Annotated in this window: 22 protein-coding genes; 14 read left to right on the top strand and 8 right to left on the bottom strand. The window is 55.2% G+C overall.

Features of this window, described 5'->3' with window-relative positions; genetic code table 11:
- The first annotated feature begins 442 nt into the window (after window positions 1–442).
- The 5 genes from EKK30_RS02150 to EKK30_RS02130 all read left to right on the top strand — a co-directional run bounded on the left by EKK30_RS02150 (window position 443) and on the right by EKK30_RS02130 (window position 4,530).
- Complete coding sequence (locus EKK30_RS02150) at window positions 443–667, top strand: hypothetical protein (RefSeq protein WP_290979562.1); 225 nt, start codon at window positions 443–445, stop codon at window positions 665–667.
- Between the two features lie 895 nt (window positions 668–1,562).
- Entirely contained in the window at window positions 1,563–1,757 is a 195-nt protein-coding gene (locus tag EKK30_RS02145; RefSeq protein ID WP_290979599.1) for an H-NS histone family protein, read from the top strand.
- 364 nt (window positions 1,758–2,121) lie between these two features.
- Window positions 2,122–3,570 (top strand): DUF1254 domain-containing protein, encoded by a 1,449-nt coding sequence (locus tag EKK30_RS02140; RefSeq protein WP_290979560.1) that lies wholly within the window; start codon window positions 2,122–2,124, stop codon window positions 3,568–3,570.
- Between the two features lie 384 nt (window positions 3,571–3,954).
- Window positions 3,955–4,158 (top strand): hypothetical protein, encoded by a 204-nt coding sequence (locus EKK30_RS02135; RefSeq protein WP_290979557.1) that lies wholly within the window; start codon window positions 3,955–3,957, stop codon window positions 4,156–4,158.
- An 81-nt stretch (window positions 4,159–4,239) separates the two neighbouring features.
- Window positions 4,240–4,530 carry a hypothetical protein gene (locus EKK30_RS02130; protein WP_290979554.1) on the top strand — a complete coding sequence of 97 codons (291 nt, stop codon included), beginning with the start codon at window positions 4,240–4,242 and terminating at the stop codon, window positions 4,528–4,530.
- 738 nt (window positions 4,531–5,268) lie between these two features.
- Here the strand turns inward: EKK30_RS02130 and EKK30_RS02125 are convergent.
- The 4 genes from EKK30_RS02125 to EKK30_RS02110 form a co-directional block, all read right to left on the bottom strand.
- On the bottom strand, window positions 5,269–5,442 hold the full coding sequence (locus tag EKK30_RS02125) for a hypothetical protein (protein ID WP_290979551.1): 174 nt from the start codon (window positions 5,440–5,442) through the stop codon (window positions 5,269–5,271).
- A 385-nt stretch (window positions 5,443–5,827) separates the two neighbouring features.
- Window positions 5,828–6,151: a PQQ-binding-like beta-propeller repeat protein gene (locus EKK30_RS02120; RefSeq protein ID WP_290979548.1), complete on the bottom strand. Its 324-nt coding sequence runs from the start codon at window positions 6,149–6,151 to the stop codon at window positions 5,828–5,830.
- Window positions 6,148–6,645: a DUF2165 family protein gene (locus EKK30_RS02115; protein WP_290979545.1), complete on the bottom strand. Its 498-nt coding sequence runs from the start codon at window positions 6,643–6,645 to the stop codon at window positions 6,148–6,150. Before EKK30_RS02115 ends, EKK30_RS02120 begins: the two co-directional genes overlap by 4 nt.
- Before the next feature lie 379 nt (window positions 6,646–7,024).
- Window positions 7,025–7,654 (bottom strand): helix-turn-helix domain-containing protein, encoded by a 630-nt coding sequence (locus EKK30_RS02110; protein ID WP_290979543.1) that lies wholly within the window; start codon window positions 7,652–7,654, stop codon window positions 7,025–7,027.
- Window positions 7,655–8,198: 544 nt separating this feature from the next.
- Here EKK30_RS02110 and EKK30_RS02105 point away from each other — a divergent pair.
- The 4 genes from EKK30_RS02105 to EKK30_RS02090 all read left to right on the top strand — a co-directional run bounded on the left by EKK30_RS02105 (window position 8,199) and on the right by EKK30_RS02090 (window position 13,979).
- The gene (locus EKK30_RS02105; RefSeq protein WP_290979540.1) at window positions 8,199–9,821 is read left to right on the top strand and encodes an APC family permease; all 1,623 of its coding nucleotides are present in this window, start codon (window positions 8,199–8,201) and stop codon (window positions 9,819–9,821) included.
- Window positions 9,822–9,967: 146 nt separating this feature from the next.
- Window positions 9,968–11,341, top strand: a complete 1,374-nt coding sequence (gene glnT, locus EKK30_RS02100; protein ID WP_290979537.1) for a type III glutamate--ammonia ligase — start codon at window positions 9,968–9,970, stop codon at window positions 11,339–11,341.
- 59 nt (window positions 11,342–11,400) lie between these two features.
- A complete protein-coding gene (locus tag EKK30_RS02095; protein ID WP_290979534.1) occupies window positions 11,401–13,467 on the top strand; it encodes a molybdopterin-dependent oxidoreductase in 2,067 nt (688 codons plus the stop codon).
- Window positions 13,468–13,676: 209 nt separating this feature from the next.
- On the top strand, window positions 13,677–13,979 hold the full coding sequence (locus tag EKK30_RS02090) for a hypothetical protein (protein ID WP_290979531.1): 303 nt from the start codon (window positions 13,677–13,679) through the stop codon (window positions 13,977–13,979).
- Between the two features lie 769 nt (window positions 13,980–14,748).
- Here EKK30_RS02090 and EKK30_RS02085 read toward each other — a convergent pair.
- Window positions 14,749–15,642: an alpha/beta hydrolase gene (locus EKK30_RS02085; RefSeq protein WP_290979528.1), complete on the bottom strand. Its 894-nt coding sequence runs from the start codon at window positions 15,640–15,642 to the stop codon at window positions 14,749–14,751.
- A gap of 300 nt (window positions 15,643–15,942) precedes the next feature.
- Here EKK30_RS02085 and EKK30_RS02080 point away from each other — a divergent pair, with 300 nt between their 5' ends.
- From EKK30_RS02080 to EKK30_RS02060, 5 genes are all read left to right on the top strand, one after another.
- On the top strand, window positions 15,943–16,470 hold the full coding sequence (locus tag EKK30_RS02080; protein WP_290979596.1) for a fasciclin domain-containing protein: 528 nt from the start codon (window positions 15,943–15,945) through the stop codon (window positions 16,468–16,470).
- An 87-nt stretch (window positions 16,471–16,557) separates the two neighbouring features.
- Window positions 16,558–17,193: a cytochrome b/b6 domain-containing protein gene (locus EKK30_RS02075; RefSeq protein WP_290979525.1), complete on the top strand. Its 636-nt coding sequence runs from the start codon at window positions 16,558–16,560 to the stop codon at window positions 17,191–17,193.
- Window positions 17,194–17,213: 20 nt separating this feature from the next.
- A complete protein-coding gene (locus tag EKK30_RS02070) occupies window positions 17,214–17,993 on the top strand; it encodes a molybdopterin-dependent oxidoreductase (RefSeq protein WP_290979522.1) in 780 nt (259 codons plus the stop codon).
- Window positions 17,990–18,652 carry a sigma-70 family RNA polymerase sigma factor gene (locus EKK30_RS02065; protein WP_290979519.1) on the top strand — a complete coding sequence of 221 codons (663 nt, stop codon included), beginning with the start codon at window positions 17,990–17,992 and terminating at the stop codon, window positions 18,650–18,652. The genes EKK30_RS02070 and EKK30_RS02065 overlap by 4 nt, the downstream gene beginning before the upstream one ends.
- A complete protein-coding gene (locus EKK30_RS02060; protein ID WP_290979518.1) occupies window positions 18,649–19,194 on the top strand; it encodes a cupin domain-containing protein in 546 nt (181 codons plus the stop codon). Before EKK30_RS02065 ends, EKK30_RS02060 begins: the two co-directional genes overlap by 4 nt.
- Window positions 19,195–19,198: 4 nt before the next feature.
- Here the strand turns inward: EKK30_RS02060 and EKK30_RS02055 are convergent, their stop codons facing one another.
- The 3 genes from EKK30_RS02055 to EKK30_RS18135 form a co-directional block, all read right to left on the bottom strand.
- Window positions 19,199–20,389 (bottom strand): PepSY domain-containing protein, encoded by a 1,191-nt coding sequence (locus EKK30_RS02055; RefSeq protein WP_290979516.1) that lies wholly within the window; start codon window positions 20,387–20,389, stop codon window positions 19,199–19,201.
- Between the two features lie 2 nt (window positions 20,390–20,391).
- The gene (locus tag EKK30_RS02050) at window positions 20,392–22,815 is read right to left on the bottom strand and encodes a TonB-dependent siderophore receptor (RefSeq protein WP_290979514.1); all 2,424 of its coding nucleotides are present in this window, start codon (window positions 22,813–22,815) and stop codon (window positions 20,392–20,394) included.
- Window positions 22,816–22,880: 65 nt separating this feature from the next.
- On the bottom strand, window positions 22,881–23,183 hold the full coding sequence (locus EKK30_RS18135; RefSeq protein WP_366927313.1) for a hypothetical protein: 303 nt from the start codon (window positions 23,181–23,183) through the stop codon (window positions 22,881–22,883).
- Between the last annotated feature and the right edge of the window lie 42 nt (window positions 23,184–23,225).

The following is a 23,225-nucleotide window of genomic DNA, read 5'->3' as shown; positions in this document are numbered from 1 at the left end:
CTCCAGGCGGACTCTATCTGCATGGGTGTGAGGCGAGCTTAAATTCCGAGTATCAATGCCTGTGAATCCGCTAGCATTCTGTTAAGCAAGTTGTTTGCGATTAAGCGCTTCAGCCGCTGAAACGGCGAGCCTGATAAATAGGACAACGAGAAACCACATGGGAAAGGACCCGTAGCTTTGCCGTGACGGGATCGCCGCGAAAAGGCAAATGCCGGAGCGAGCAAGTTCACGCTGCCAGCGGGTTGTTACTGCGGGAATTCTTGTTGCCGCTTCGAACTCGGGATTTGCTAGCAAAAGTCGCTCTATCCGACCTCAAACCGGAAAGGGCGACGTTAACAGAGTGCATCCGGCATTCTGACCGGTAAAGCCGGGGAGCAATGGTATCACCCGCCATCGCTCTTTTTATGCCAACGTCGACGAACGCGACGTGCTACACAGGGCAATGAAATATTCCATCCGCCGTTCGACGAAAGACCAAACTCTCCATCTCGTTTTCGAGGTAGGCAGCTTCGACAGTCTGCCTGAGCATGTTCGCGACCAGGGTCCGTGGCAGCACCTTAAGACTGGCGAACTCGACAATCTGCGCGAGGACTATTTGAAAGAAATAACCGCGCACAGGTACGTTATCGTCAGCCAAGCAGCGGCTGTATTTTCTGCCGAGACTTGATAATCGCGCAAGCAGCCGTTTCTGCGTAAGTGGCCTTGCATGTAAGAAACCCCGACCACTTACGCGGACGGGGCTAATATTCAAACCAACTTGTCGTCGAGACTAGTTGCAGTAGCGACGTCCATCTCGCCGATAGCAGTCGTCATTGTCCGCAGCCGCTGCTCCAAGGATGGCTGCACCTACTCCGAGCGCGATCCATTGACCGTTATGCCAATGGCCCCGCCCTCTGTAATGGCCGCCGTGGTAGCCGTTGTGTGAGTAGTGACCGCGACCGTGATCTTGACCACCATGCCTATGGAGGTCGCGAGCTTCGGCCATTGGAACGAACGCTGCAAATGATAGGGCGGCACAAAGCGCCGTTATCGTCCTGATATTTTTTCTCATCTTTTTTCCTTGAGTATAGAATGTTTCGGCTTTTTGCGAGCGGGCGCCAGGGCGTCGCTCTGCAAAGCGCCGCGCCAATTTCACTTGCCGATTTATTTGAGGACCCGTTTGACGGGGAAGAATAGCACTCAAACGATGACACGCCCGCATGCATTTCGGCCATCAGAACAAGAACGATTGAGAGGACGATTTAGTTGCGCGGCGTTTCAAGTTATTCGCGGGATGTACCGGAACCGTCAGTAAGATGGGCCATTAGCCTTCGAAGACATGTTGAACGAAAACAAATAGCAATATCATACTACGCATCGGGCATAGCCCAGAAAGACTTCCTATACCTTCGACACTGTCGCATCACTCGACAACGTAGACACCAACGCCTTTGCCATATCGAACGCTCTCGCCGAAGAAACCACGCCGCAAACATAATGGCGAGCGTCCAGACATTTACGCACCGACATTCAAGCTGACGCTTTCAACGCCCAACTCGACAACGCGTATCGCTCCCACATTGATGCGAAACTTCCGAAGTCTGACGTCGTCGAGCCAACACTTCGCGACCGAGCATGGCTTCTCCGTAGGCGGTCTATTCGGAGGAAAACTTCCGAAAGCGAAGGCCCCGAGCATTGCCAAATATGCGAACCCCACAGACCCCGCAGATACCTGGACAGGCCGAGGAAGAAAGCCGAATTGTCTTGTCGCAAGATGAAGAAGGGCGCGAAGCTTTCCGACTTCGAAATCTAGAATGCCATCCGGTTACCAACAATCTCCCGACTACGGAGGCCACCCGCCAGTCGATCCGCGCCGCGCGCATGAGGCGCATTCAATTGCTGCACATCCACGATAGTCAAATGCTAGATCCCCTCAGAGACTTAAGTTTGTGCGTCTCTCGCTCTGGCTCGTCGTGCATCGGATCGCGAAGCGATAAAGGCATGACGTATCTGCGACTGCTAATACCAATAATTCATCTAATCGCCGATTTTTTTGTTTGCCGCGCCTAGTAGACACGAACGCGAAAGCAATGAAAGATTGGCTTAGGGTCGAGGGGCGCTACCCCGAACTGGGATAGCAACATGACCGTGAGAAGAATATTAAAGGATCGTCGTGCGATCCTTACTTACTTAAGTATTGCTCTAGCATCATTTGGCATTTCTTCTGCGCGCGCTGATTGGGATGGGCCCGTCCTAGGTGCCATTGAAGGAGGTGAAGATTTTTGGCTGGCCACTGACGCCTATATTTACGGCTATCCCCTTGTGACAATGGAGATGACCCGGCGAGTGATCACGAATGTGGCTTCGCCCGAGGGCACACGCGCTCCAATGGGTCAATTGATCAAACTGCGGCAATATCCAAATGCGTCGTTTAAAGACGTAACCGCGCCAAACGCCGACACTCTCTACACGACCGCATTTATCGATGTCGGCAAGGAACCCTGGATCATCAGCGTCCCCGATATGAAGGGCCGCTATTTCTTGCTGCCGATGTTGGATGGGTGGACCAATGTGTTCCAGGTGCCTGGGAAGCGTACCACTGGCACCGGTGCGCAGACCTACGCGATCACCGGGCCGGGCTGGCAGGGCACACTTCCGGCCGGCGTCACGGAGTACAAGTCGCCGACGAGCATTGTTTGGATACTTGGCCGTATTTATTGCACGGGGACGCCTGACGATTACGCGGCAGTCCATGCTCTTCAGGATGAATTTAAGCTAGTTCCGCTCAGTTCTTACGGAAAACCTTACACGCCTCCCGCGGGATCAGTCGACCCATCGATTGATATGAAGACGGCCGTACGCGAACAAGTCAATCGGATGACGGCGGTAGAATATTTCACGCTGCTTGCACACCTTATGAAGTCTAATCCACCGGCAGCAGAAGATGCGCCTGAGCTTGCTAAGTTCGCAAAAATCGGCCTTGTCCCTGGTCAGGATTTTGACGCTAGCAAGCTCAAGGCCGACTTCGCAAAGCGTATCCCGCAAGTCGCTTTCGATCGGATCATGGTGCAATTCAAGATCAACAAGGACGTGAAGGATATCAACGGTTTTGCTTATACGACCAAGACCGGATTGTATGGAACAGACTATCTCATGCGAGCGCTCGTTACCGCCATCGGTCTCGGAGCCAATCGCCCCGATGATGCCGTATACCCGACCTCGCAAAAAGACGCCAACGGCGACGATTACGACGGGGCGAACAGTTATGTAATGCACTTCGACAAGGGCCGACTGCCCCCTGCCAAAGGCTTCTGGTCCCTGACGATGTACAACAGCAAGTACTTCTTCGTCGAAAACCCGCTGAACCGCTACTCCATCAGCGCCAGGCAAGACCTGAAACCGAACGCGGATGGTTCCGTCGATCTTTACATCCAGAACAAGTCTCCTGGAGCCGACAAAGAGGCGAACTGGCTACCGGCTCCGCCAGATAAGTTCATATTGATGCTGCGGCTCTACTGGCCGAACCCAGATGACCCCTCGATCCTTGACGGCTCGTGGACAATTCCTGCTGTTAAAAAGTCGCTACCCTAATTCGCTGCCACGGAACCTGTGGGCAGCATTCAAACGCAATGCTGCTCGCTTCCCTTGATTGCCCTTCTGCCAAGCATCCACTTCGTGTCATTAGCTAGAGGCGTCGACTGTGTTAGCGAAGATCACGCTAACACTTGTCGGAAGCTCCGGCTCATGGCTTCCCGCAACCAAGTATTGTCCGATTTTTTCATGTATTCATGTTTCTTCCAGCTTTGATCTTCCACGTACTTCAAATTCCAGCGCGAATACACAGGCGGATTTATTTTCAATAAAGCTCACGACTATTCTTGTTATGCACTAGGCGAAGGCCCATCTATTCAGTCGGATGGTTGAATAAATCTTGTTCTTATCATTCTTTTTCTGTGACTTTTTAGGAGTTTTATTATGTCCGAGAACATCGCCAACGCAACGCACCCTATCGGTATGCGCTCAGAAATCGCGGCTAAGTGGTCGAAGTTCAGTGCGTCGGATGTCGCTGCGCTCAAAAGCAAGGACGACCTCGTGGCCCAGGTTCAATCCAAGTACCAGTTGGACAAGGCCCAGGCCCAAAAGGACGTCGATGCATTTGCCAACGGCCGATCGCTCTAACGCTCCGCCTCTTTCGCGCGTCGCCTCTAGCATCAGCGCTAGGGGCGGCAGGAGGAACGGATCATACAAAGTGAGGCTAGCTTGCTCGACCGAACCACACGCAAATCCGTTACGTTCTCGCGCCCCTTCGAGCTGGCGGGCGTCAATGAAAAATTTGATGCGGGGACATACGAAGTCGAAACTATCGAAGAACTGATCGAAGGTTTGTCCTTCGTCGCTTACAGGCGTGTTGCCACAACTATAGAAATACCGACGAAAATATTGGGCGGCTTTGCGCGGCAAGTACTGACCATCGATCCTAATGATCTAGAAGCTGCCATTGGTGCAGACAGCCAAAGCGTAGCTCCGCGTAACATCAAAGCTACTTCTTAGGGGCGAGATTGCTCTCAGGGTTGAAGCGCAAGTCGAACATGAAATCATTTTTTGCGATAGCACATAGCCATGCCTAGCGAGGTTTTTCAATGCGCAGCGCGCTATTTGACAACATATCCGCGCGATTACGAATTGCGTCTAATGCAACGCTTAGACAACGTTATGTACGACGGCTAAGGCGGCATAGCTTCAATGATGTTCGCTCGGTCGCCCCGGTGTTTGAAGCACCATCGCCTGACGCATCTAAGCCATCTCCTAAATTAGGCCTCTGAACGAGCGCGTCGCGATTTGCGATTGTGCCCTCACCAGGGCTTGCGAAACGCGAGAAGCGGCCGACGGGAAGGACTCTCACGCTCCAACTGTAACAACAGCATTTGGCGTAATCGAAAGCGGACGCCGGAGAGAGAGACGACCGCCTTCGTACGCAAGACCGTGAATTGTCACGATGGACGTCAAAGCTTTGCAAAGAATGAAAAGGATGAGAATGGGCGTCAGCCGGGGGGGATGGCCGACGCCCACAAGTTGGTGCCGCACGGGGGGAGTGCTGGACCAACCATTCAGCCCCCCGAGGGCCAGGGGACCGAACAGTATGTCGTGTTTCGGTTTGGAGATTATCAGGGGGCAAGCGACCAAACCGCTTAAGATAGGCACAATCAACTCCACCTCGACGCCTTCACCCACACAAACTGATTAGCCCTCTGCCGCGCGTATGTCGTCAGGTGCCCTGCTGCGCTCGCCTTAATACGACAGGTCCACCCACGCTTGTGCCACTTCCTCGTCTAATCCATCGTAGTCAAAAGCAGGCTGCATAGCGACGGTCTCTTCTACGATGTGCTTTCGAATATCGAGCAACACCTGCGTCGTGGTCTCATCGTGTTGAGCATCTTCGATATGCTTGCGAGCTGGTGACATTCGCCTCTCTCTCCTCGTTGACAAGCTGGAAGTTGCTTCGAAAAGCTGCTACTCAGAATAGCAGTAGCAGGCGCTTTTATTGCTTAGAATCAATGCCTTATTCCCCGTCCCCTACGGGGCGCCAGTAACTTGTTGATATTAAAAGAAAAAATCCAAAAATTTTCTTCGGTCAGGCGGATTCAGCTTAGACATAGGCTGGGATCTAGGTCGCTAGACTCAGCTGTACGCATTCTGACGCGACGGTTGAAAGCAGCCATCTGCCTGCTGACGCTGTGGGCCAGAAGCGGAAAGGCAAATATTGCGACGGCATTGGCATGTTGCGTATCCCGGCAAGCGCTGCGGCGGCACGAGCGGCTAGTTTGATTTGCTCTCTAAAATCGACACACTAATCTTTTGTTGGCGTCACAAATGCGAAGTTCGTCTCACCTGAGCCGCGGAAGCGCTGTTCCTTGTGCCACAGCAGTTCACCGCTTTTAAGCCGAATGGCGAACACGTGGCCCATTGAGCCTGCAAGAATGATTTCGCCTACGATGCCTACGGTAACCGGCTGCCCTTCACACCCACTTGCTCCCTCCAGAGTGGCGAGAGCAACCGTCCACAGCCTTTCTCCCGAGGCCAATTGCACTAGATAAACATGTCCCGCGTGTCCGACGGCGATGACGCCTTCCGCGTTGATCATGTCCATGCGTGGCACCTCGACTTCTTTCATGAAGATGAGTCTAGATCCTCAATCGCGACGAAGATCAGCACCAACCCGAACAGGGAGGCAAATCTGAAGGCCGCCTCTTGACCATTCCAGGTCGCGGACTGCCACATTTGAAACCACTCCCCACCAATGACAAGGAAGCCGAAAAAGTAGAGGCCAAACCCAGCAGCCATCCCAACGACTGCAAGTGCTTTGGCTTCATTGAAGTACGCCGCTGGTCGTGCCCTTGCCGCGAATAGACGCCATGCCCCCGCTACACACAGAATTCCGACCGCCAACTCAGCTGCGATAATGCCGGCATACGCCGCGTGATGCGCCCAACCTAGGGTGATTGCCCGCCACATCAGCTTATTGCCGGGGAACGTAGTGTCCATGGACAAAACGTGCTGAACGAAAGCGAAGTTGGTTTCGTAATCGATGATGTTGTCGACACCGACGAGCAGTGCAAAAATGCCCAGAGCGAGAGTGAGCACAGACTTCGACACGCGAGTGCTCATGTGCGAGCTCATCTGCAAAGCTAGTTTCGCCAGAACGAGACCCCTTTACCTCGCAATCGCCTCAGCGATGATTTCAGCGGTCGTCCAGTATAAGTTCAGCTCACCCAAATCCACAACTGACGGTCTGGGCGGCCTTGGGTAAGCAAGGGGCGCGGGGAAGCGAGCGCTACCAGTCACGTCACTGGCAGATCCAAGTACGTGCGGATATCCGGTAGCGCCTGGGCGGTATCAGCTACGGGTCAAACGCGGTTGTTGATGTCATCACGAACGCTTCTGATTGACCACCGAAAGCCGACGTCGAGGCAGTCGCCGACAACGACCTTCCAAAACCACCTGCCGAGGTCCACTTCTGGGATTACGATGCCTCGAGGCCCGGTCGTCATCCCAACAAAAATGCGCATACGGATAAGAACGCCACAGGCGGCGCGATGATCTCCTCGGGGCCATGCAGGTCGGTCAAATTAAGAAGTAAAGAATCGCCCTTTGCGAGGAGGAAAGTCTGGCTCCCGCACCGAAAAAGAACGTGGCCCGCGAGCATATAAATGAAATTTGCTCCGGTCCGACCAAGCAAGTCGAAGTTTATCACGCGCTCGGTGAGAGTGATTAGATTGAACTCGGCTCGCAGACGCCCGAGCACGGTGTGGCCCAAGCGCTGGCTTTGATAACCGGGGATTATCACGTCTTTCGGCGCGTCCGCTGCTCTTGCATATGTGCAGTCGTGCTCCTCATAGAGCTGCGCGAAAAGTTCCGTAATTGGAACGTTCAATGCACGTGCGAGATTCTCAAGACATCCGACGGATGCTTCGACATATCCGTTCTCGATCTTCGAGACCATGGCGGTCGATACATTCGCCTGCGCTGCGAGCTCTTGGACGGTCAGGCCCAATTTGATGCGAAGAGCGCGAATCTGAAGTCCGGCTGCGGTTACGACGTGGGAGGATGTGCTTGGCTGAACGACATTTGCGACCGCTTTTCTTCGCCGCGTGAAAGTCGTGCGCTTGATCGGCAACGTCCACTCCTCGTCGCACACCTGCTTGCTCTTCAAGTGTCTTAGAGAGGGATCTGCGCGTCTATAAATAAGCTATAAAGAAAAGACGTCGAGTTATGTGGTTCGCGCCTCGCTGCGCCTAATCGCGAGCCAGCGATCTAAAGAACTGCTCATTCATTCATCACTTTCGGGGAGATGAAATCGAGCTTCAGATTTTCCACTGTGCATGATGCTTCATGCCCAAACTCGTTCGTTCGGGATCAAGATTTTTCTACCATTGCTCGCCTGGGAACCGTTCTCGAAGACAGCAAAATTACGATCATTGGGAGCGCTAAAACGCTTTATTAATCCGTATCCGGATTAATTCCAGAGAATGCAATAATTTTCGTCATGCGAAACCCAAAATTTGAACATCCTTCTTGCAGTTCAAAGATTTTTCATGCAAGGAAAGTTTAAAAACTTATTAGAAACAAGTACTTAGTGCATATGAGAGATGGCACATAAGTTGCCCTTCTCGCTGACGTTAGCTTGCCATCACGAGGCTCCGGCCAGGAAGGTTCAGCCAATGTCAGAAGTCGCAATTTCCAGTTACGAACACGAACTCGATGCAGGTCACCTGAAACGCGATATCGGGTGGGCGCACGCGACCTGGATCGCAACCGGTGCGCCCGCACTGGTGTTGTTCTCGATCGGCGCAATCGCGGCGACGGTCGGATCTCCATCATGGTTGGTGTGGGTGATCTCAGTTCTCATCGCCGTGCTTCAGATGTTTACCTACGCCGAGGTCGTGGGACTGTTCCCACATCGATCCGGTGGAGCGGCCATTGCTGGCGCTATGGCCTGGCTAGAGTACGGCAAGCCTATTCCTGCCATCTCAGTTTGGACCTATTGGCTTGGCTGGTCGCCGGTGATCGCGATCGGAACCGGCATCTTGTCAGGCTACGTTTTGACCGCGCTGTTTCCTGCGGATTCTGTAGTCAACACGTGGCAGCTCACCTTGGTCGATCTGCACTGGATCCAAGACGGTCTCTCGCTTCGCATCAACTCCAACTTTTTGCTGAGCGTAATCGTTGTCCTTGTCTCATTTGCCATTCAGCACGGTGGAATTCTCCAAGCGTCACGCGCGCAAATGATCTTTACGGTCGCGTCGCTGCTGCCGCTCGGCCTCGTCGGTATCGTCCCGCTGCTGACGGGTTCGGCGCCGCTGAGTTCCTTTACGCCTTTTGTCCCGCTCGCACATGACGCGAAAGGTGCCGTCATTCCAGGAAACTGGGATATGGCAGGCATCACGCTTTTTGTTGGAGGACTGTTCATCGCGGCTTGGTCGACTTACGGTCTAGAGACCTGCCTCGTCTACGTTCGCGAGTTCAAGAATCCGGCCAAAGACACGGTCAAGACGGCTATCGCAACCGGCCTCATTTGTCTTTTCTTCTATGCAATCGTGCCGATCAGCTTCCAGGCCTTCCTAGGACTTAAAGGATTGCTTGAACCGGGAATATACGACGGTTCGGGGGTCGCTGCCGCAATGGCAAAAATGGTGGGCGCAACGGGGATGGCAGCTAACGTTATCGTTGCCATGCTAGTTATTACGCTTCTTCTTTCAGTACTAACGGCAATCGCTGGTTCGGCGCGTACGCTTTACCAGGCTTCCGTAGACGGTTTCCTTCCGAAGTATCTCTCGAAAGTGAACATGCACGGCACGCCGATGAAGGCGATGTGGACTGACCTTGTTTTCAATATCATCCTGCTCACGATGTCGAACAGCGTGTTCCTGCTCGCGATCTCCAACGTTTGCTATCTGACCTTCATCTATCTCAACCTGCAATCAGGCTGGATCCATCGCATTGATAGACCGGGAGTTCCGCGTCCTTACAAGGCACCCAACTGGTTGCTCGCAATCGGCGCGGCACTCGGGTTCTTCGATATGTTTCTCATCGGCATGGGGGCCAACTCCTATGGCGCTGGCGTTCTGAAGGCCGGACTTATAACCGTGTTCCTCGCTGTGCCGGTCTTTTGGTATCGGCATTACGTGACCGACAAGGGCAAATTCCCAGCCGCTCTTGCGATTGACTGGCAACCGGGCAGCGCTTCGCGAGGCTTTGAGGCCAAAGCGGGCATTCTGCCCTATCTCGCGCTGGCCGGCGGGGCAGCGGCCGTCGCTCTCGGCTACTATCTCGCGGTCTACTGATGACAGGACGTGATCCCTTCACTGCGACAAGTTCCCTGTAGTCGGCATTGCGGTGGCGGCCAGTTACCAAGTCGCCACCGCTCCGCACCTCGTCGGGATCGTCTTTCTTCACCCGAGCTTTGCCTCAGATATTTGTCGGAGCGATCATGGAAGCGGCAGTCGTTGGTAACTCCAAAATCGATGAACTCTACAAAGAGCTAAAAAAGAAAGGCGTGAAATATTGTATCGGCGCTTACGTGGATATCCACGGAACGCCCAAAGGCAAGGTCGTGCCGATCGCTCACCTTGCCCATATGGCTGCAGGATCGGAACTCTATACCGGTTACGCGCTCGACGGCTTAGGACAGGAACCCAACGAAGATGAGTTCGCGTCGGTCCCGGATTTCTCTGGCGTCGTCCAGCTTCCCTGGGAGCCGAAACTCGCTTGGATGCCCGCCGATCTGACGTTTCATGGCCAGCCTTATCCGCTCAGCACACGTGTGGCTTTAAAAAACCAGTTGGCCAAAGCCGCGGAGATGGGTTTCGGCTTCAACCTCGGCATTGAGTGCGAAATTTATCTTCTGAAGAAGAATGCCGACGGGACCCTGTCCATACCCGACCCGGACGACAAACTGGCAAAGCCCTGCTACGACGTGCAAGGCTTCGTCAACGCGTTTGGCTGGCTCGACAAAGTCGCATCCTGCATGAACGATCTCGGATGGGATCTTTATTCTTTCGATCACGAGGATTCCAACGGACAATTCGAATTCGATTTTAGATATGCAGATGCTCTGACGACTTGCGATCGACTCACGTTCTTTCGCTTCATGGCAAAACATTACGCCAAAGAGGAAGGACTCATCGCGACGATGATGCCTAAGCCTTTCGCGCACCGCACCGGCTGCGGGGCTCACTTTAATATGTCGTTGTCCGATCTCTCCGACGGCCGCAATGCGTTCGCCTGCGATCCGGCCGACGATCCGCGTGGCCTGGGTTTAACGGAGACAGGCTACCACTTCATAGGCGGCATCCTCCGTCATGGCGCTGCGCTCTGTGCCGCTTTCGCGCCAACGGTCAACAGTTACAAACGGCTTGTGAGACAAGGCGCTATGGGCACCTTCTCGTGGGCACCCGTCTTCAACTCCTATGGATCGAACAACCGCACAAATTCGGTGCGCGTCCCTATGGGTGGCGGCCGGTGCGAATCGCGAAACGCCGACGGTTCGGTGAACCCTTATCTTGCAGCGACACTCGCCCTCGCTGCCGGCCTACAAGGCGTTCGTGATAAAATAGATCCTGGAAAGCCAAACGAAGATAATCTTTATGCGATCTCGGATGGAGAGCGCACGACACGGGGCATCGCGTTTCTTCCGCAGAACCTGCAAGAGGCTGTGGCGGCGTTCGCAGCCGATTCACTCGTCGAAGAAGCGCTCGGATCAGAGCTAAAAAGCGAATTCATCAAGTACAAGACCACCGAATGGGAGAGCTACCACCTATCGATCAGCGAATGGGAAATCGAGCGATATAGCCACCTCTTTTAGCTCTCATGTTCGGGTATGCGCGTTCTGACGCCGATCGTACGGTCATCCAGGAGACGCCAATGAGCACGCAAACGTCGATAAAAACCACCTGCCCGAGAGATTGCTACGATGCCTGCGGCGTCCTCGTCAAAATGGCCAGCGATGGCGGTGTTTCGATCGTTGGAGACCCGGACCACGACATGGCGCGGGGAAAGCTCTGCGGCAAATGCTCGATTGCTTATAACGGGGTGTGGCGCGACAAGTCAGAACGCCTATCGCGGCCATTAAAACGCGTTGGGCCCAAGGGGTCTGGTGAATTCATACCCGTTTCCTGGGACGCTGCTCTCGACGAGATTGCGGAGCGTTTGAAGACCATCCTCAATATCGGCGGCGGAAAAGCCGTTCTGCAAACGCACTACACTGGCACGTGCTCGCTTGTTGCCGGTAGCTTCCCACTGCGTTTTTTCAATCGTATTGGTGCGACCGAGGTTGACCCCGATACCGTATGCAACAAGGCGGGGCATGCCGCGCTTCAGTTGGTTTATGGGGAATCGACCCGCGGCTTTGATCCGCGCACTATCGGTTCGAGCCATTGCGTTCTGGTATGGGGCGCTAACCCTTCGGCATCCGCTCCTCACGTCCACGAGCATTGGCTCTTTGGCCATCGCGTGCCAACAATCGTCGTCGACCCGATACGCCATGCGACTGCGGCGCGGGCTGATATTCACCTCCAGTTGTTCCCAGGCACTGACGCAGCACTCGCGTTTGCCCTCCTAGCCGTTATCAAGAAAGCTGGGCGTCTCGACAAAGCTTTCATCGACGCCTTCTGCCAGGGTTGGGAGACGATCGAATCTCAACTCGACGCCTGCACGCTCGAATGGGGGGAAGCCGCGACTGGTGTTCCGGCGGATCTCATTGAAAAAGCCGCCCTAATGTATTCAAACGGTCCCTCCTTGTTATGGATGGGCCAAGGCTTCCAGCGGCAACGGTATGGCGGCAATGCCATGCGATCCGTCGCGTTGTTACCCGCGGCGACGGGCAACATCGGCAAGCTTGGCGCGGGATTTCTCTACCTCAACGGCTGGGATACGCGCGGTGTTGATGGTGCGTATCTTGCTGCGTCTCACCTGAACGCGGAGCCTTCCTCCATCAGTCACATGGACTTGGCTTCCCGGATCGAAGATCCAAGCATCAAAGCTCTCTTCACCTGGAACAACAACATCGCCGCTTCCAGCCCAGAGCAGAAACGACTTCGCAAGGCGCTAGCGCGCGAAGACTTGCTTCAAGTCACGATCGATCTTTTTCAAACCGACACTGCCGATCTAGCGGATTTTGTTCTGCCGGCGGCGAGCTTCTTGGAATTCGACGACGTCGTCATGTCGTACTTCAACCATACGCTTTCTGCACAGGCCCAAGCGCTCCCATCACCAGGAGAAGCGCTGCCAAACCAGGAGATCTTCCGACGTCTAGCGCAGAAAATGGGGCTGACGGAGCCCGAACTTTTCGAGACCGATAAGGAGATTATCGCGTCGATCTTGAGCCAAGCGCAACCAGGGTTGAACTTCGAGAGCCTAGCAGCCAAAGGCACGGTGAATACATCTGCCGACCCGACCATCCAATTTGAAAATCACGACTTCAAAACACCGTCTGGAAAAATAGAGATCTCCGGGAAACGGTTTGTGGAAGCGGGCCTGCCGTTCGCTCCCTCCCCCATTGTCGAAGATCGCCCATTGACCGGCGAATTTCGGATGCTTTCGCCGGCGTCGGAGTGGCTGATGAACAGTAGCTACGCGAACGACGGCAAAATACTTCGTCGGTTGAAGTTCTGCGATGCCTGGCTCAATCCGCTGGATGCCGCTGCGGTAGGAGTGACCGACGGGAGTCTCTTACAGGTAAGCAGCAAGGCGGGCAGCATCGAGCTTCGGATTGGACTATCCAGCGATATCCCTCAGGGCGTCCTCCTTGCACCTAAAGGGCAGTGGCCGAAATCATCTGCTTCGCATGCCAATATCAACATCCTCAATCCCGGAGAGAAGTCCGACTTAGCTCAAAGCTGCGCCGTTCACAGCATCAACGTATCAATCGCAACGACGTCGCCAAGAGTCGTTGATGCCTTGCAGACAGAAAGTTCACCTTTGGCAGACTAGCGGGCGCTGCGAGAACCACGAGCACGATTGGCAAACGGCCGATGAGGAGCGGGGAGCCGTGCACGATACCGATGCCTACCCGGTTATTATTTTTGTCTTGAGCTTTTATGCCTTCGGAACTTTGCTGGTTTATTCTCTCGCACGTGCTTGGGAACAAGCGCTCGCGCCTCGTCCGCCTTTGCCAAAGGTCGAGCTGCAGGCGCATGCGAATGGCGAGAGCTGTTTGTCGTCCGGGGCTCTTCCGACGAAAGCATCGGCCGGACACTCTGAGACAATCCAACATCAAGATCGCAGCGATTGAGTTCTATGGAACAGCTTCGCCAAAACTGCGGGAGCGGGGCGAAGACATGAGCCCCATCGTCGCTTATTCGTTACTTTTGATCGCCGCGATGCTTGAGGCTGCTGGGGATGCGCTCGCCCGTATGGGTCATCACGCGCTCGGGTCAGCATCCCGCCCGGGTTGGCATGTCCGCTTCCCTGCGAAGCAGTTGCCGAAGATGTCGTGCACATAATTGATCGTGCCGTTGGCGGACCCGGAGTTGGTGATCACCCGCGTGATCAGCTTACGTTTGACGACGCGCCTTCAAGCAGAAGCCAATAGCAGATTTTGAAGTGTATCTTCGGTAACCGCAGTTCATCGGCACCAAGCCGATAAAGGCCTCCTTCGGCGCCATTAGGGTGCGCTCGAAACATGGAGGTTGTCATGTTCACTTCACTCTACTCACTACTGGTATCGCGGCCGCAGGGGCTGGGGTACGATTCTGCATGGCAGAAGGAAGCCGATATCCTGACCGCCGCAGGTAGCAGCGTAAAGTAGTTTCGAGGCCCTAGAATCCAAGTCTAGGGCCGCCTCTAGTTAAGCCGAGAACCATCAGAGCCAAGATGAGAACTATCGGAGAAAAAATGGGCATAACTGATCACTTTTCTATGCTGATGCACGAACGTTTTTTACGCGTTCACGTATAGGTACGGATTCAGCACGCCAAGAGTTGCAACTCATTGCCGATGGGGCACGAATTCCCGCTGCATTGCTAAAAGCGTTACGAAGCCTTGCAGCTGCTTCGCCCGAAGCTCTCGGGCGACAAAGAAATGGTGGGTTTCAAGAAAAGCTGACGATGTTGCAGGAAGACGTCAGCCCACCTCATTAAAAGGCTCGCGCGGCGTAATCGGGGCGTGTTCGTTCGACTTTATCAACCGACAAGCCGGATCTATAGGGATCATGCTGCGCATCTTACTGCGGCCTTGCCTCACTCCATCAGTGATCTCGATCCACGCCGCTCGCTAGCGCGTAATCTCTCGCGCGAAACGATCTATATCGTCTAGGACTGGTGCCGTACCGCGCGAAAGTTTCGAAAGGGCCAGAAGTATGCCCGCGTGGGTCACACCGGGATAGATGCGTAGTTGGGCCCGGGCACCGGCTGCATCCATCATCATCTTTAGCCGTTGGCTATTACGCGGGCGGACGCGTTCGTCGGCCGCGCCGTGCAGCAGTAATGCCGGGGGGCTCGTGTGCGTTACAAAATTGACCGGCTGGGTTTCGCTAAGGCGGGGCCAATGCGAGAAGGCGGCTATGCTTGCTGGATCATCGAGCGGCAGGAAATCGAGCGGTGCGGCAAGAGCAGCGAAGCCGCGCACAGCTTTGTAATCGTCACCCAAAAAGCGCGAGTCTAGTGCCAGCATGGCGGCATTATAAGCACCCGCCGAATGGCCGACGAGAATAATGCGATTTGCATCGCCGCCGAGCCGTTGAGCGTTGCGCCTGGTCCAACGGACCGCGTCAGCGCAATCGAGGAGGAAATCCGGAAAATGGATCTCGGGAACCAAGCGATAATCGGGAATGATCACCAGATAGCCGCGCGAGGCGAGGGCTTTACCGACGAATGTGTAATCCTCCCTGCGCCCGCTGCTCCAAGCTCCGCCGTAAAAGAAGACGACAATCGGAAGGCTCTTTGCGGTGCGAACCGGGCGATAAATGTCGAGATGCTGGCGGGGGGTTTCTCCATATGCCACGCCACTGTCAATGAGGCTCGCTGCGTCATCTTTGGGAACCACAAAGTTGAAGGCCCTAAGCGGTTGCCAGACCGCTAGCCCTGATACCGCGAGGACAACTGCGGATACGGCGAGGAGTGGCCACCTGAGCCACATCAGACTTGTCATCATTTCTTCCCCGAGCATTCTGCTCCGCGCAACCGTCGACTTGGCGCTTGCTGCTCTGGCTATACGGCTGAATACGCGAGGGTGGTTTCACCACCTCGCATAATAATTTGCCGCGCTCGCCGCAGCCCAAAATTTTTTTTCCGCCGCGCATCCAAATTGGCTCGCTGCCCTGTTCTTGCGAACGACCACAGCAGAATGCGCATCCGTCAACTCGCGCACCTCATGGTCAGTCGGGTCAATCATCATGACTCCCGATCAACGCCGAACCAATTTTAGTTCCACAGGAGAAAGACCATGAAGTCGCTTTTCAAGTTTTCGATGATCGCGGCAATGCTTGCCATCGCCGCTCCCGCATTCGCAGAGAAGACCGTTGAAGTAGGCGGTGCCCCAATGTATCCGTCCAAAAACATCGTCGAGAATGCGGTTAACTCGAAGGATCACACCACTCTCGTCGCGGCCGTCAAAGCGGCGGGTCTCGTCGATACCCTCATGAGCCCCGGCCCCTTCACCGTCTTTGCTCCCGTGAATGCGGCATTCGATAAGCTTCCAGCCGGCACGGTCGACACACTTCTCAAACCTGAAAACAAGGGCACGCTGACCTCGGTCCTCACCTATCACGTCGTCGCCGGCAAGCTTTCGGCTGCGGATCTGAAGGCGAAGATCAAGGCTGGCGATGGCAAGGCCACACTGAAGACTGTCGAGGGCGATCAGCTCACCCTGTCGTCCGCAGGCCGGGCAATCGAGATCACCGACACCAAGGGCGACCAAGCAATGGTCACCATCGCCGACGTCAACCAGAGCAACGGTGTGATCCATGTGATCGATACCGTCCTTCTGCCGAAGTGATGCGGGCGGGGCTGGCTCCTTTCTCCTCCCCCCAGGAGCCAGCCCCAAATTTCTTGTAGGAATGCGAACTTCACGGAGGCACATGAAATGCCCCAAAGCACCACGCTGACTGTTCGTTCAGAGGCTTTACAAAAGCCTTCTCCACCCATTCATCCCTTGGCGATCCGCATCACGCACTGGATCAATGCGTTCGCAATGATCGTCATGATTTTGAGCGGCTGGGGCATCCACAACGCATATCCCACTTTGCCCTTCGCCTTCCCCGAATGGATGACGCTGGGCGGATCATTTCCAGGAGCGCTGCGCTGGCACTTCGCAGCCATGTGGTTGCTCGTCATCAACGGCGGGGTCTATCTCGCATACGGATTCTTGACAGATCGGTTTCGTCGCAAGCTTTTTCCGATCTGGCCTGGCGACGTTCTACGTGACGCATTGGCGGCGATGTCGGGCAAACTCGATCACGAGGATCTCTCGACCTACAATGCTGTTCAACGCGCGCTTTATGCCGGCGTAATTGCCGCGGGGGTGCTGGCGATTATCACAGGCCTTGCGATTTGGAAGCCGGTGCAGCTCAAGGAGATCACCTTGTTGTTCGGGGATTTCGACAACGCGCGCATCATGCACTTCGCGGCCATGTGCACAATTGTGGGGTTTCTTGCTGTGCACGTGACGATGTCGCTGATCGTTCCGAAGAGCCTCAGAGCAATGATAATTGGTCGCTGACAAACGGAATGCACACGCAAATGACGCCCAAGAAATCACCGCATCCTGACACGGGTCCCGCGCTGAAAGAGGCAGCGCGCCGTCTCGACGTACCGACTCGTCGTTTGTTCCTCCGCAACGCCCTCGGACTGGGAACGCTTACGCTCCTGGCTGGTCGGGAAGTCGTGGATGGAGCGTCGGCAGAGCAAGCGTTGTCTTTTATGTCCGACTTTAACGATCGCGTTCAGGCTTGGTTGTTCAATCCTGGCAAACTCGCGCGTGAATACCCCGAAAGCATGATCACCCGACCGTTCCCATTCAACTCGTTCTACCTTCCCAACTCGCCCGAAAAAGCTCCGATCGTCGATCCCACAACCTACCGGCTCAACATCACTGGGATGGTGGAGAGCAAAGCTGACTGGACGCTCGATCAGCTCTATGCACTGCCGCGGACGACCCAGATCACCCGACATATCTGCATTGAGGGGTGGAGCGCGGTAGGCAAGTTCACGGGCGTGCGCTTCTCCGAGTTCCTAGCAAGGATCGGTGCAGACAAGACAGCCAAGTACGTGACAATGCGATGCGACGATAATTACGTGACAAGCATCGACATGGCGACGGCACTTCATCCGCAGACGCAGCTTACGTTCTTCCTTGATGATCAGATTCTCCCGCGCCGACATGGCTTCCCCATGAAGCTGCGCGTGCCGACGAAGCTTGGTTTCAAGAACCCCAAGCACATCGGCGAAATTCAGATCGGCAACGAGTATACAGGCGGCTATTGGGAAACTTATGGCTATAATTGGTTCAGCGGTCTATGAAAAGCGCCGTTGACGGATTATTTTACGTTGCGGCAACAAGTGCAAATGGTCTTCCGCAGGCGAAAAACATCATCTATTGTGCCGCGCGAATGATCGGCGCAAAACCCAATTTCGCTCAGAACTCCCTCCTCGTTTCGAACGAGGATTTGCTCGTCGCAGTCGCTTCGGGCAACAAGAATGCGTTTCGCGAACTTTACGACGCCACCTCTTCCCGCCTTTATCCGATCTGCCTAAAGATGCTTCGGGACCGGGACGCCGCCAACGATGTTTTCCAAGAGGCGTATTTCCGTATTTGGCAGAAGGCTAACCTCTATAACCGAGATAAAGGGCCTGCTCTTGGCTGGATGGTCACAATTACGCGACGTTGCGTGCTCGATAGATTGGCTCAGACGAAACGAACATCCATATCGCTCGACGATGCAGACGAAGAACTTCTGTCCTCTGCTTCGGAACGACTTGGCGGAGGGTCGGTCGAAGCTCTGAGCCTCAAGCGGTGCCTTGAGAACCTCGATGCCAAGTATTCTCGCGCGATTTTGCTGGCATACTTCCACGGCCTGACACACGAGGAACTGTCATCGAAACTGAGCGTTCCACTGGGAACTGCGAAGAGCTGGGTAACCAGAGGGTTGGCGAAACTTCAAGATTGCTTGGCTTCATGACGACGAACGAGTTTGAAGAGCTGGTGGCAGGTCTGGTGCTCGGAGGCTTAAGTCAGGATGAGCGGAGACACGCTGGTGCGATTGAGCAACGTGAAGCCGATCTGCATCATGCGGTGGACGCAATCGCGATGCGGCTCTCCCCGCTTGCTACGCTCATTTCACCAGCTGAGCCTCCGCCCGATTTGTTTGCGGGCATCGAAACTCGCATAGCTGAGGCCGACGCCGCTCTGACTGGGACGCTTACTCTGCGGGCCGATGCCTATGATTGGCGACCGCTGTCGGATGGCGTCGAAACTGCGTTGCTGTGGCGAAATGAGAAAGCAAATCGTCAGTCGTCCCTCATTCGCATGAAACCCGGCGCCCGTTATCAGTCTCACGATCACGACGATGACGAAGAGTGCCTCGTGATTCAGGGCGATCTTAAGTTCGGCGATCTCCTGCTGAAGGCTGGAGATTTTCATTTCGCGCCGAAGGGCCGTACGCATCCATCGGCCTTTAGTCCTTCCGGTTGCTTGCTCTACATCACAGCCGGAATAACTTGATCAGTCATTTTGACGTTGCGCGCCGTTTATTCAGCCAACGTGCAAGAGCAGTGAAATAGAGCAGCGCCGGAACGATACCAAGCAGCATGACGACACCGCGACCAAAGTTGCCGAACGCTTCGCCGCAGTGAAGCGGATAGACCCATTCGTTGAATGTCTCACCTGCGGAAAACTTGTCACGATCTTGAATGGTGAGCACAGCCCCGCTGAATTGATCGACGACGACGTTGCGATACGTCGCGGCGCGGTTTGGCTCCTCTACCGACTGCCGGCCAACGATGTAAACGCCCTCGCGATTTTGCGGCAAGCTGAGAGAGTACAACTTCCCACCAGGAAGCGCCTCTTCAGCACGCTTGACAGCGTCTCCCGGCGAGATAGTAGCGCCCAGCGATGCCGCCGACCTGTAGCTATCCAATGGCTTTTCTGATCCCGCTACGAACGAGAGCAGACTGGGCATTACTTGGCGAATGATAACGTAGGTGCCAGTAAACAGCATCGCAATGAGTACAATCGATGTCCATGCCCCGGTAACCCGGTGCACGTCGAAAATCCGCCGTGCCGGGCTGGCGCCTCTTTTGATCGTAATGGCTTGGCGCCAGTTGCCATTGCGGGGCCACCAAAGATAGATCCCGGCAATGATGGAGATGATCATGAAGGTGGCGATGACAGCGACCAGAATTTCGCCGCCTTCGTTCAACAGAAGCGCCGAATGAAGGCTCATGAGGATTTGGATGAAGGGCATCGAAAGCGTGCGGCCGTCTTCCTGGATAGCACGCTGTCCGACCGTCGTCGCGGTGTAAGGGTCGATGCCTATTTCGTGGAGATCGATGACGCCTCCCGAGCGCTGAATTTCGTACAGCACCAAAGCGGCAGCATTCTCGTGTCGAGGCATGATTAAAATTCGTGCTTCTCCGCCCGGTTTCATCGCCGCCTTCGCCGAGGACATGATCTGGTCGATAGGGCGGTATTGACGATCTTCCGGTGGCGATGCAGCGACCAGCAGAACACCGGGGTTCAATGCTTCATCAATTGCCTGCCAGTAAGCAAGCATGCTCCCCGTCAGACCAATGACGACAAAGACGATGCCGAGCGTATGCCCAAGCGTTCGATGGAGGAAGCGCAGCATCCATCGAATGCGACCGGAAGAGCCAGCGACGGTTGCAGCCGAACCCGATGTAGCCATGCCGCTAATCATTTTCAGAACTCCGACCGCAGTGAAACAATGAATGTGCGCGGAGCTCCGGGTGCGATGCTGAAGCGATCGTAGGAATGCAGATAATACGTCTCGTCGAAGACATTCTTGACGTTGAGCTGCAAGGTCGCATTCTTTCCCCAGTCGAGCAGATAACGGGGCAGGCGATACATGATCATCGCGTCGACGCGGGCAAAGGCAGGAAGTTCAAAATCGTTCGTGTTATCGCCCTGCCGGTCTCCAAGCACCGTCACACCGCCGCCCAGACTTAGCCCCTTGAATGATCCGTCGGCATCGTACTTGATCCAAATGCCGACGGCGTTTTGCGGCACATTTGCCAGTCGGTGACCTTGATTGCCATTCGTGTCATCGAGGATTTTTGCGTCGTCGTACGCGTAGTTTCCGATGACGCTCCAGTGCTCATCAATGCGGCCCGCGATATCGAACTCGAAGCCACGGCTGCCCACCAAGCCTATCGTTTGATAGTAAAATGGATTGCCCGGGATCGGTTCGGCGACATTGGATTTCGTGATGTCGTAATACGCGAGCGTGGCGGTCAATCTGTTGTTGAAGAATTGCGATTTGACGCCGCCTTCCCACTGGGTTCCTTCCTCAGGAGCGAGCGGCGCGGAGCCGGGAAGAGGGCTATTGAAGGAATTCGTCGCACCGAACGATTTCGAGTAGTTGGCATAGAACGACAGCCAAGGCTGAGGCTGGATCACGATGCCGGCTCTCGGGCTGAAGGCTTCTTCGTGCGTGGTCCGGACGGAAGCTGCTGCCTCAGCGGCGGACGTGTTGCTGTATCCGTACCCCGTGTCTGCCCAATCATAACGGCCGCCAAAGAGCAGGTGCACCCGGTCGTTGAAGAATGACACCATGTCCTGAGCATAAACGCCGGCCCAAGACTCCTGAGCGTTGCCGTGGTCGTTGTTCGGTGGTTTCACGTAGCCTGAAAAGCTGTAATGCGGGTCGAAAATGTTGATCGGACCGATGACCGGATTTGTACCGTAATTCGGATCCGCATAAGCGGCATAGCCGTTCGGAATCTCCGAAAATTTCTGATAGTCGACGCCGAATAGGAGGGCGTGGTTGAGCGACCCAGTGCGAACATTGCCCTTGATATCGAGATTGGTGGCGTAAGCATCTCTCGATATGGCCTCGTCCCATAAACCGCGGTCTGCGATGCCGGTCGTCTCATTAAGCGACACAAGATTGGTTATTCGCTGGTTGTAGTCGGTGTGCTCGTAAGAAAAGCGATTGGTGACGCTCCAATCTCTGCTCAGATTATAGGTCCAGTCGTATCCGATGAGCGCGCGCTCCTGCGTGGTAGGGTCGGCAGCGGTCACCGCGGGGTCTTGAAGGTATCGGCTGATCGGAATAGGCGCTGGCCGGTTTCCAATTGCTGGAAGTGCTGTGTCGGCGTCGGCGACGAAGGTCGTGTTCTGATATTCGACGTCGACGTTCAATCGAAACGCGCTGTTGGGACGAAATGAAATTGTCGGCGCGATGAAGACATCCCGGTTCCACACGAAGTCTCTGAACGTGTCGCCATCGGAATAATTGAGATTGAGCCGGTAGAGCCAGGTCTTGTCTGGCGTCAGTGCACCTGTCGTATCGACAGAGGTATTGCTCTTGCCCCAGGAGTCGACCTGCTCCTCAACCGACGTGTAGGATGTGTCGAGCGGGCGCTTCAATACGAGGTTGACAACGCCACCGGGTTCTAGCCGCCCGAAGAACATGGCGGCTGGACCCTTCAGGACTTCGATCGACTGCAGATTGGACGTGTTGAGGTGCGACGAAGAGAGCGTCCGCAAATCGTTGCGGTAGATATTTGCCCTGTCGAAGCCGCGGATCGTAAATCCATCATAGAACGTGTCGCTCGAGGGAAGCACGCTTGAGACGTTGCCCACGATCGCATCCTGAACTGAAACCGCTTGCTGGTCGTCAAGGACCTCCCTCGGTACCACTTGAACGGCCACCGGGTTTTGCATCACCGCAATTCCATCCTTCGTCGAAACGGCGGATCCCACGACCGTGTAACCCGTAAAGCGGCCTCCGAGACCGGCGCCGCTTTGACTTGTCCCTGGTTCCGCATCGCCGATGCGTTCCCCGTTGACCGGGGTGAAGGCGTCGGATTGGATTGGCGCTGCCTTTTCCGCCCGAGAAAGGTTCTCGGCCGACGCGGGATTTGCTGTCATTTGTTTGGAGGCCGTCCTCTTCGCCGATTTGGCTTTTTTCCTTTCCTGCAAGACTTCGACGGCGGGCAATTCGGTTTTGGCGGAAGGAGAAGACGTGTTCAGCGTCGCTTCTGGCAGCTTGGCCTCCTCGCCTTGAGCGGCACGAAGGGTGCAAAGGAGAGCCATGATGGAAATGGTGGCGCGCACAGCAGCTGTTGGCTGCGTGCGAAAGCGCGAACAAGCGGTCGACATAGGAAAATGCTCCTGACAAGCCTCTGAACGAACGCCGCTACCGGCGTCGGGACAATCGGTTCAGTTCAGGAGAGTTGAGGGGGGCCGCGAGACCCGAGAGGAGGCCCCGCGCGTGCCGGAGGCAAGCCTGCAGCATCGTAGGTTAGAGTCGCTACGCTGTGATGACTCGGTACTGGCAGCCGAGCGTCTGCAAGGGAGGGCAAGGCGACTGCAGCCAAACCGCTGAAGGCGCAGGGTTGATGTTGGTGAGACGACTTTTGCCCGTGAACCGGTTTCCCATCCACGTCCAGGGTGAGATGCTCCAGTCCATTTGCGGAGCAAATAACAACCTGGAAGACGCCGTGAGAGGCAGCGCCGAAGTCGGGCATAAATCCGGCGGGGATCAGGGCGCGCAGCAGAAATGCGGCAAG

Origin of the sequence: Hyphomicrobium sp., from assembly GCF_003987855.1 — a bacterium.
Lineage (GTDB): Bacteria > Pseudomonadota > Alphaproteobacteria > Rhizobiales > Hyphomicrobiaceae > Hyphomicrobium_B.
Note: the sequence above shows the minus strand (reverse complement) of the source record. Positions and strands in the feature narration are given on the sequence as shown.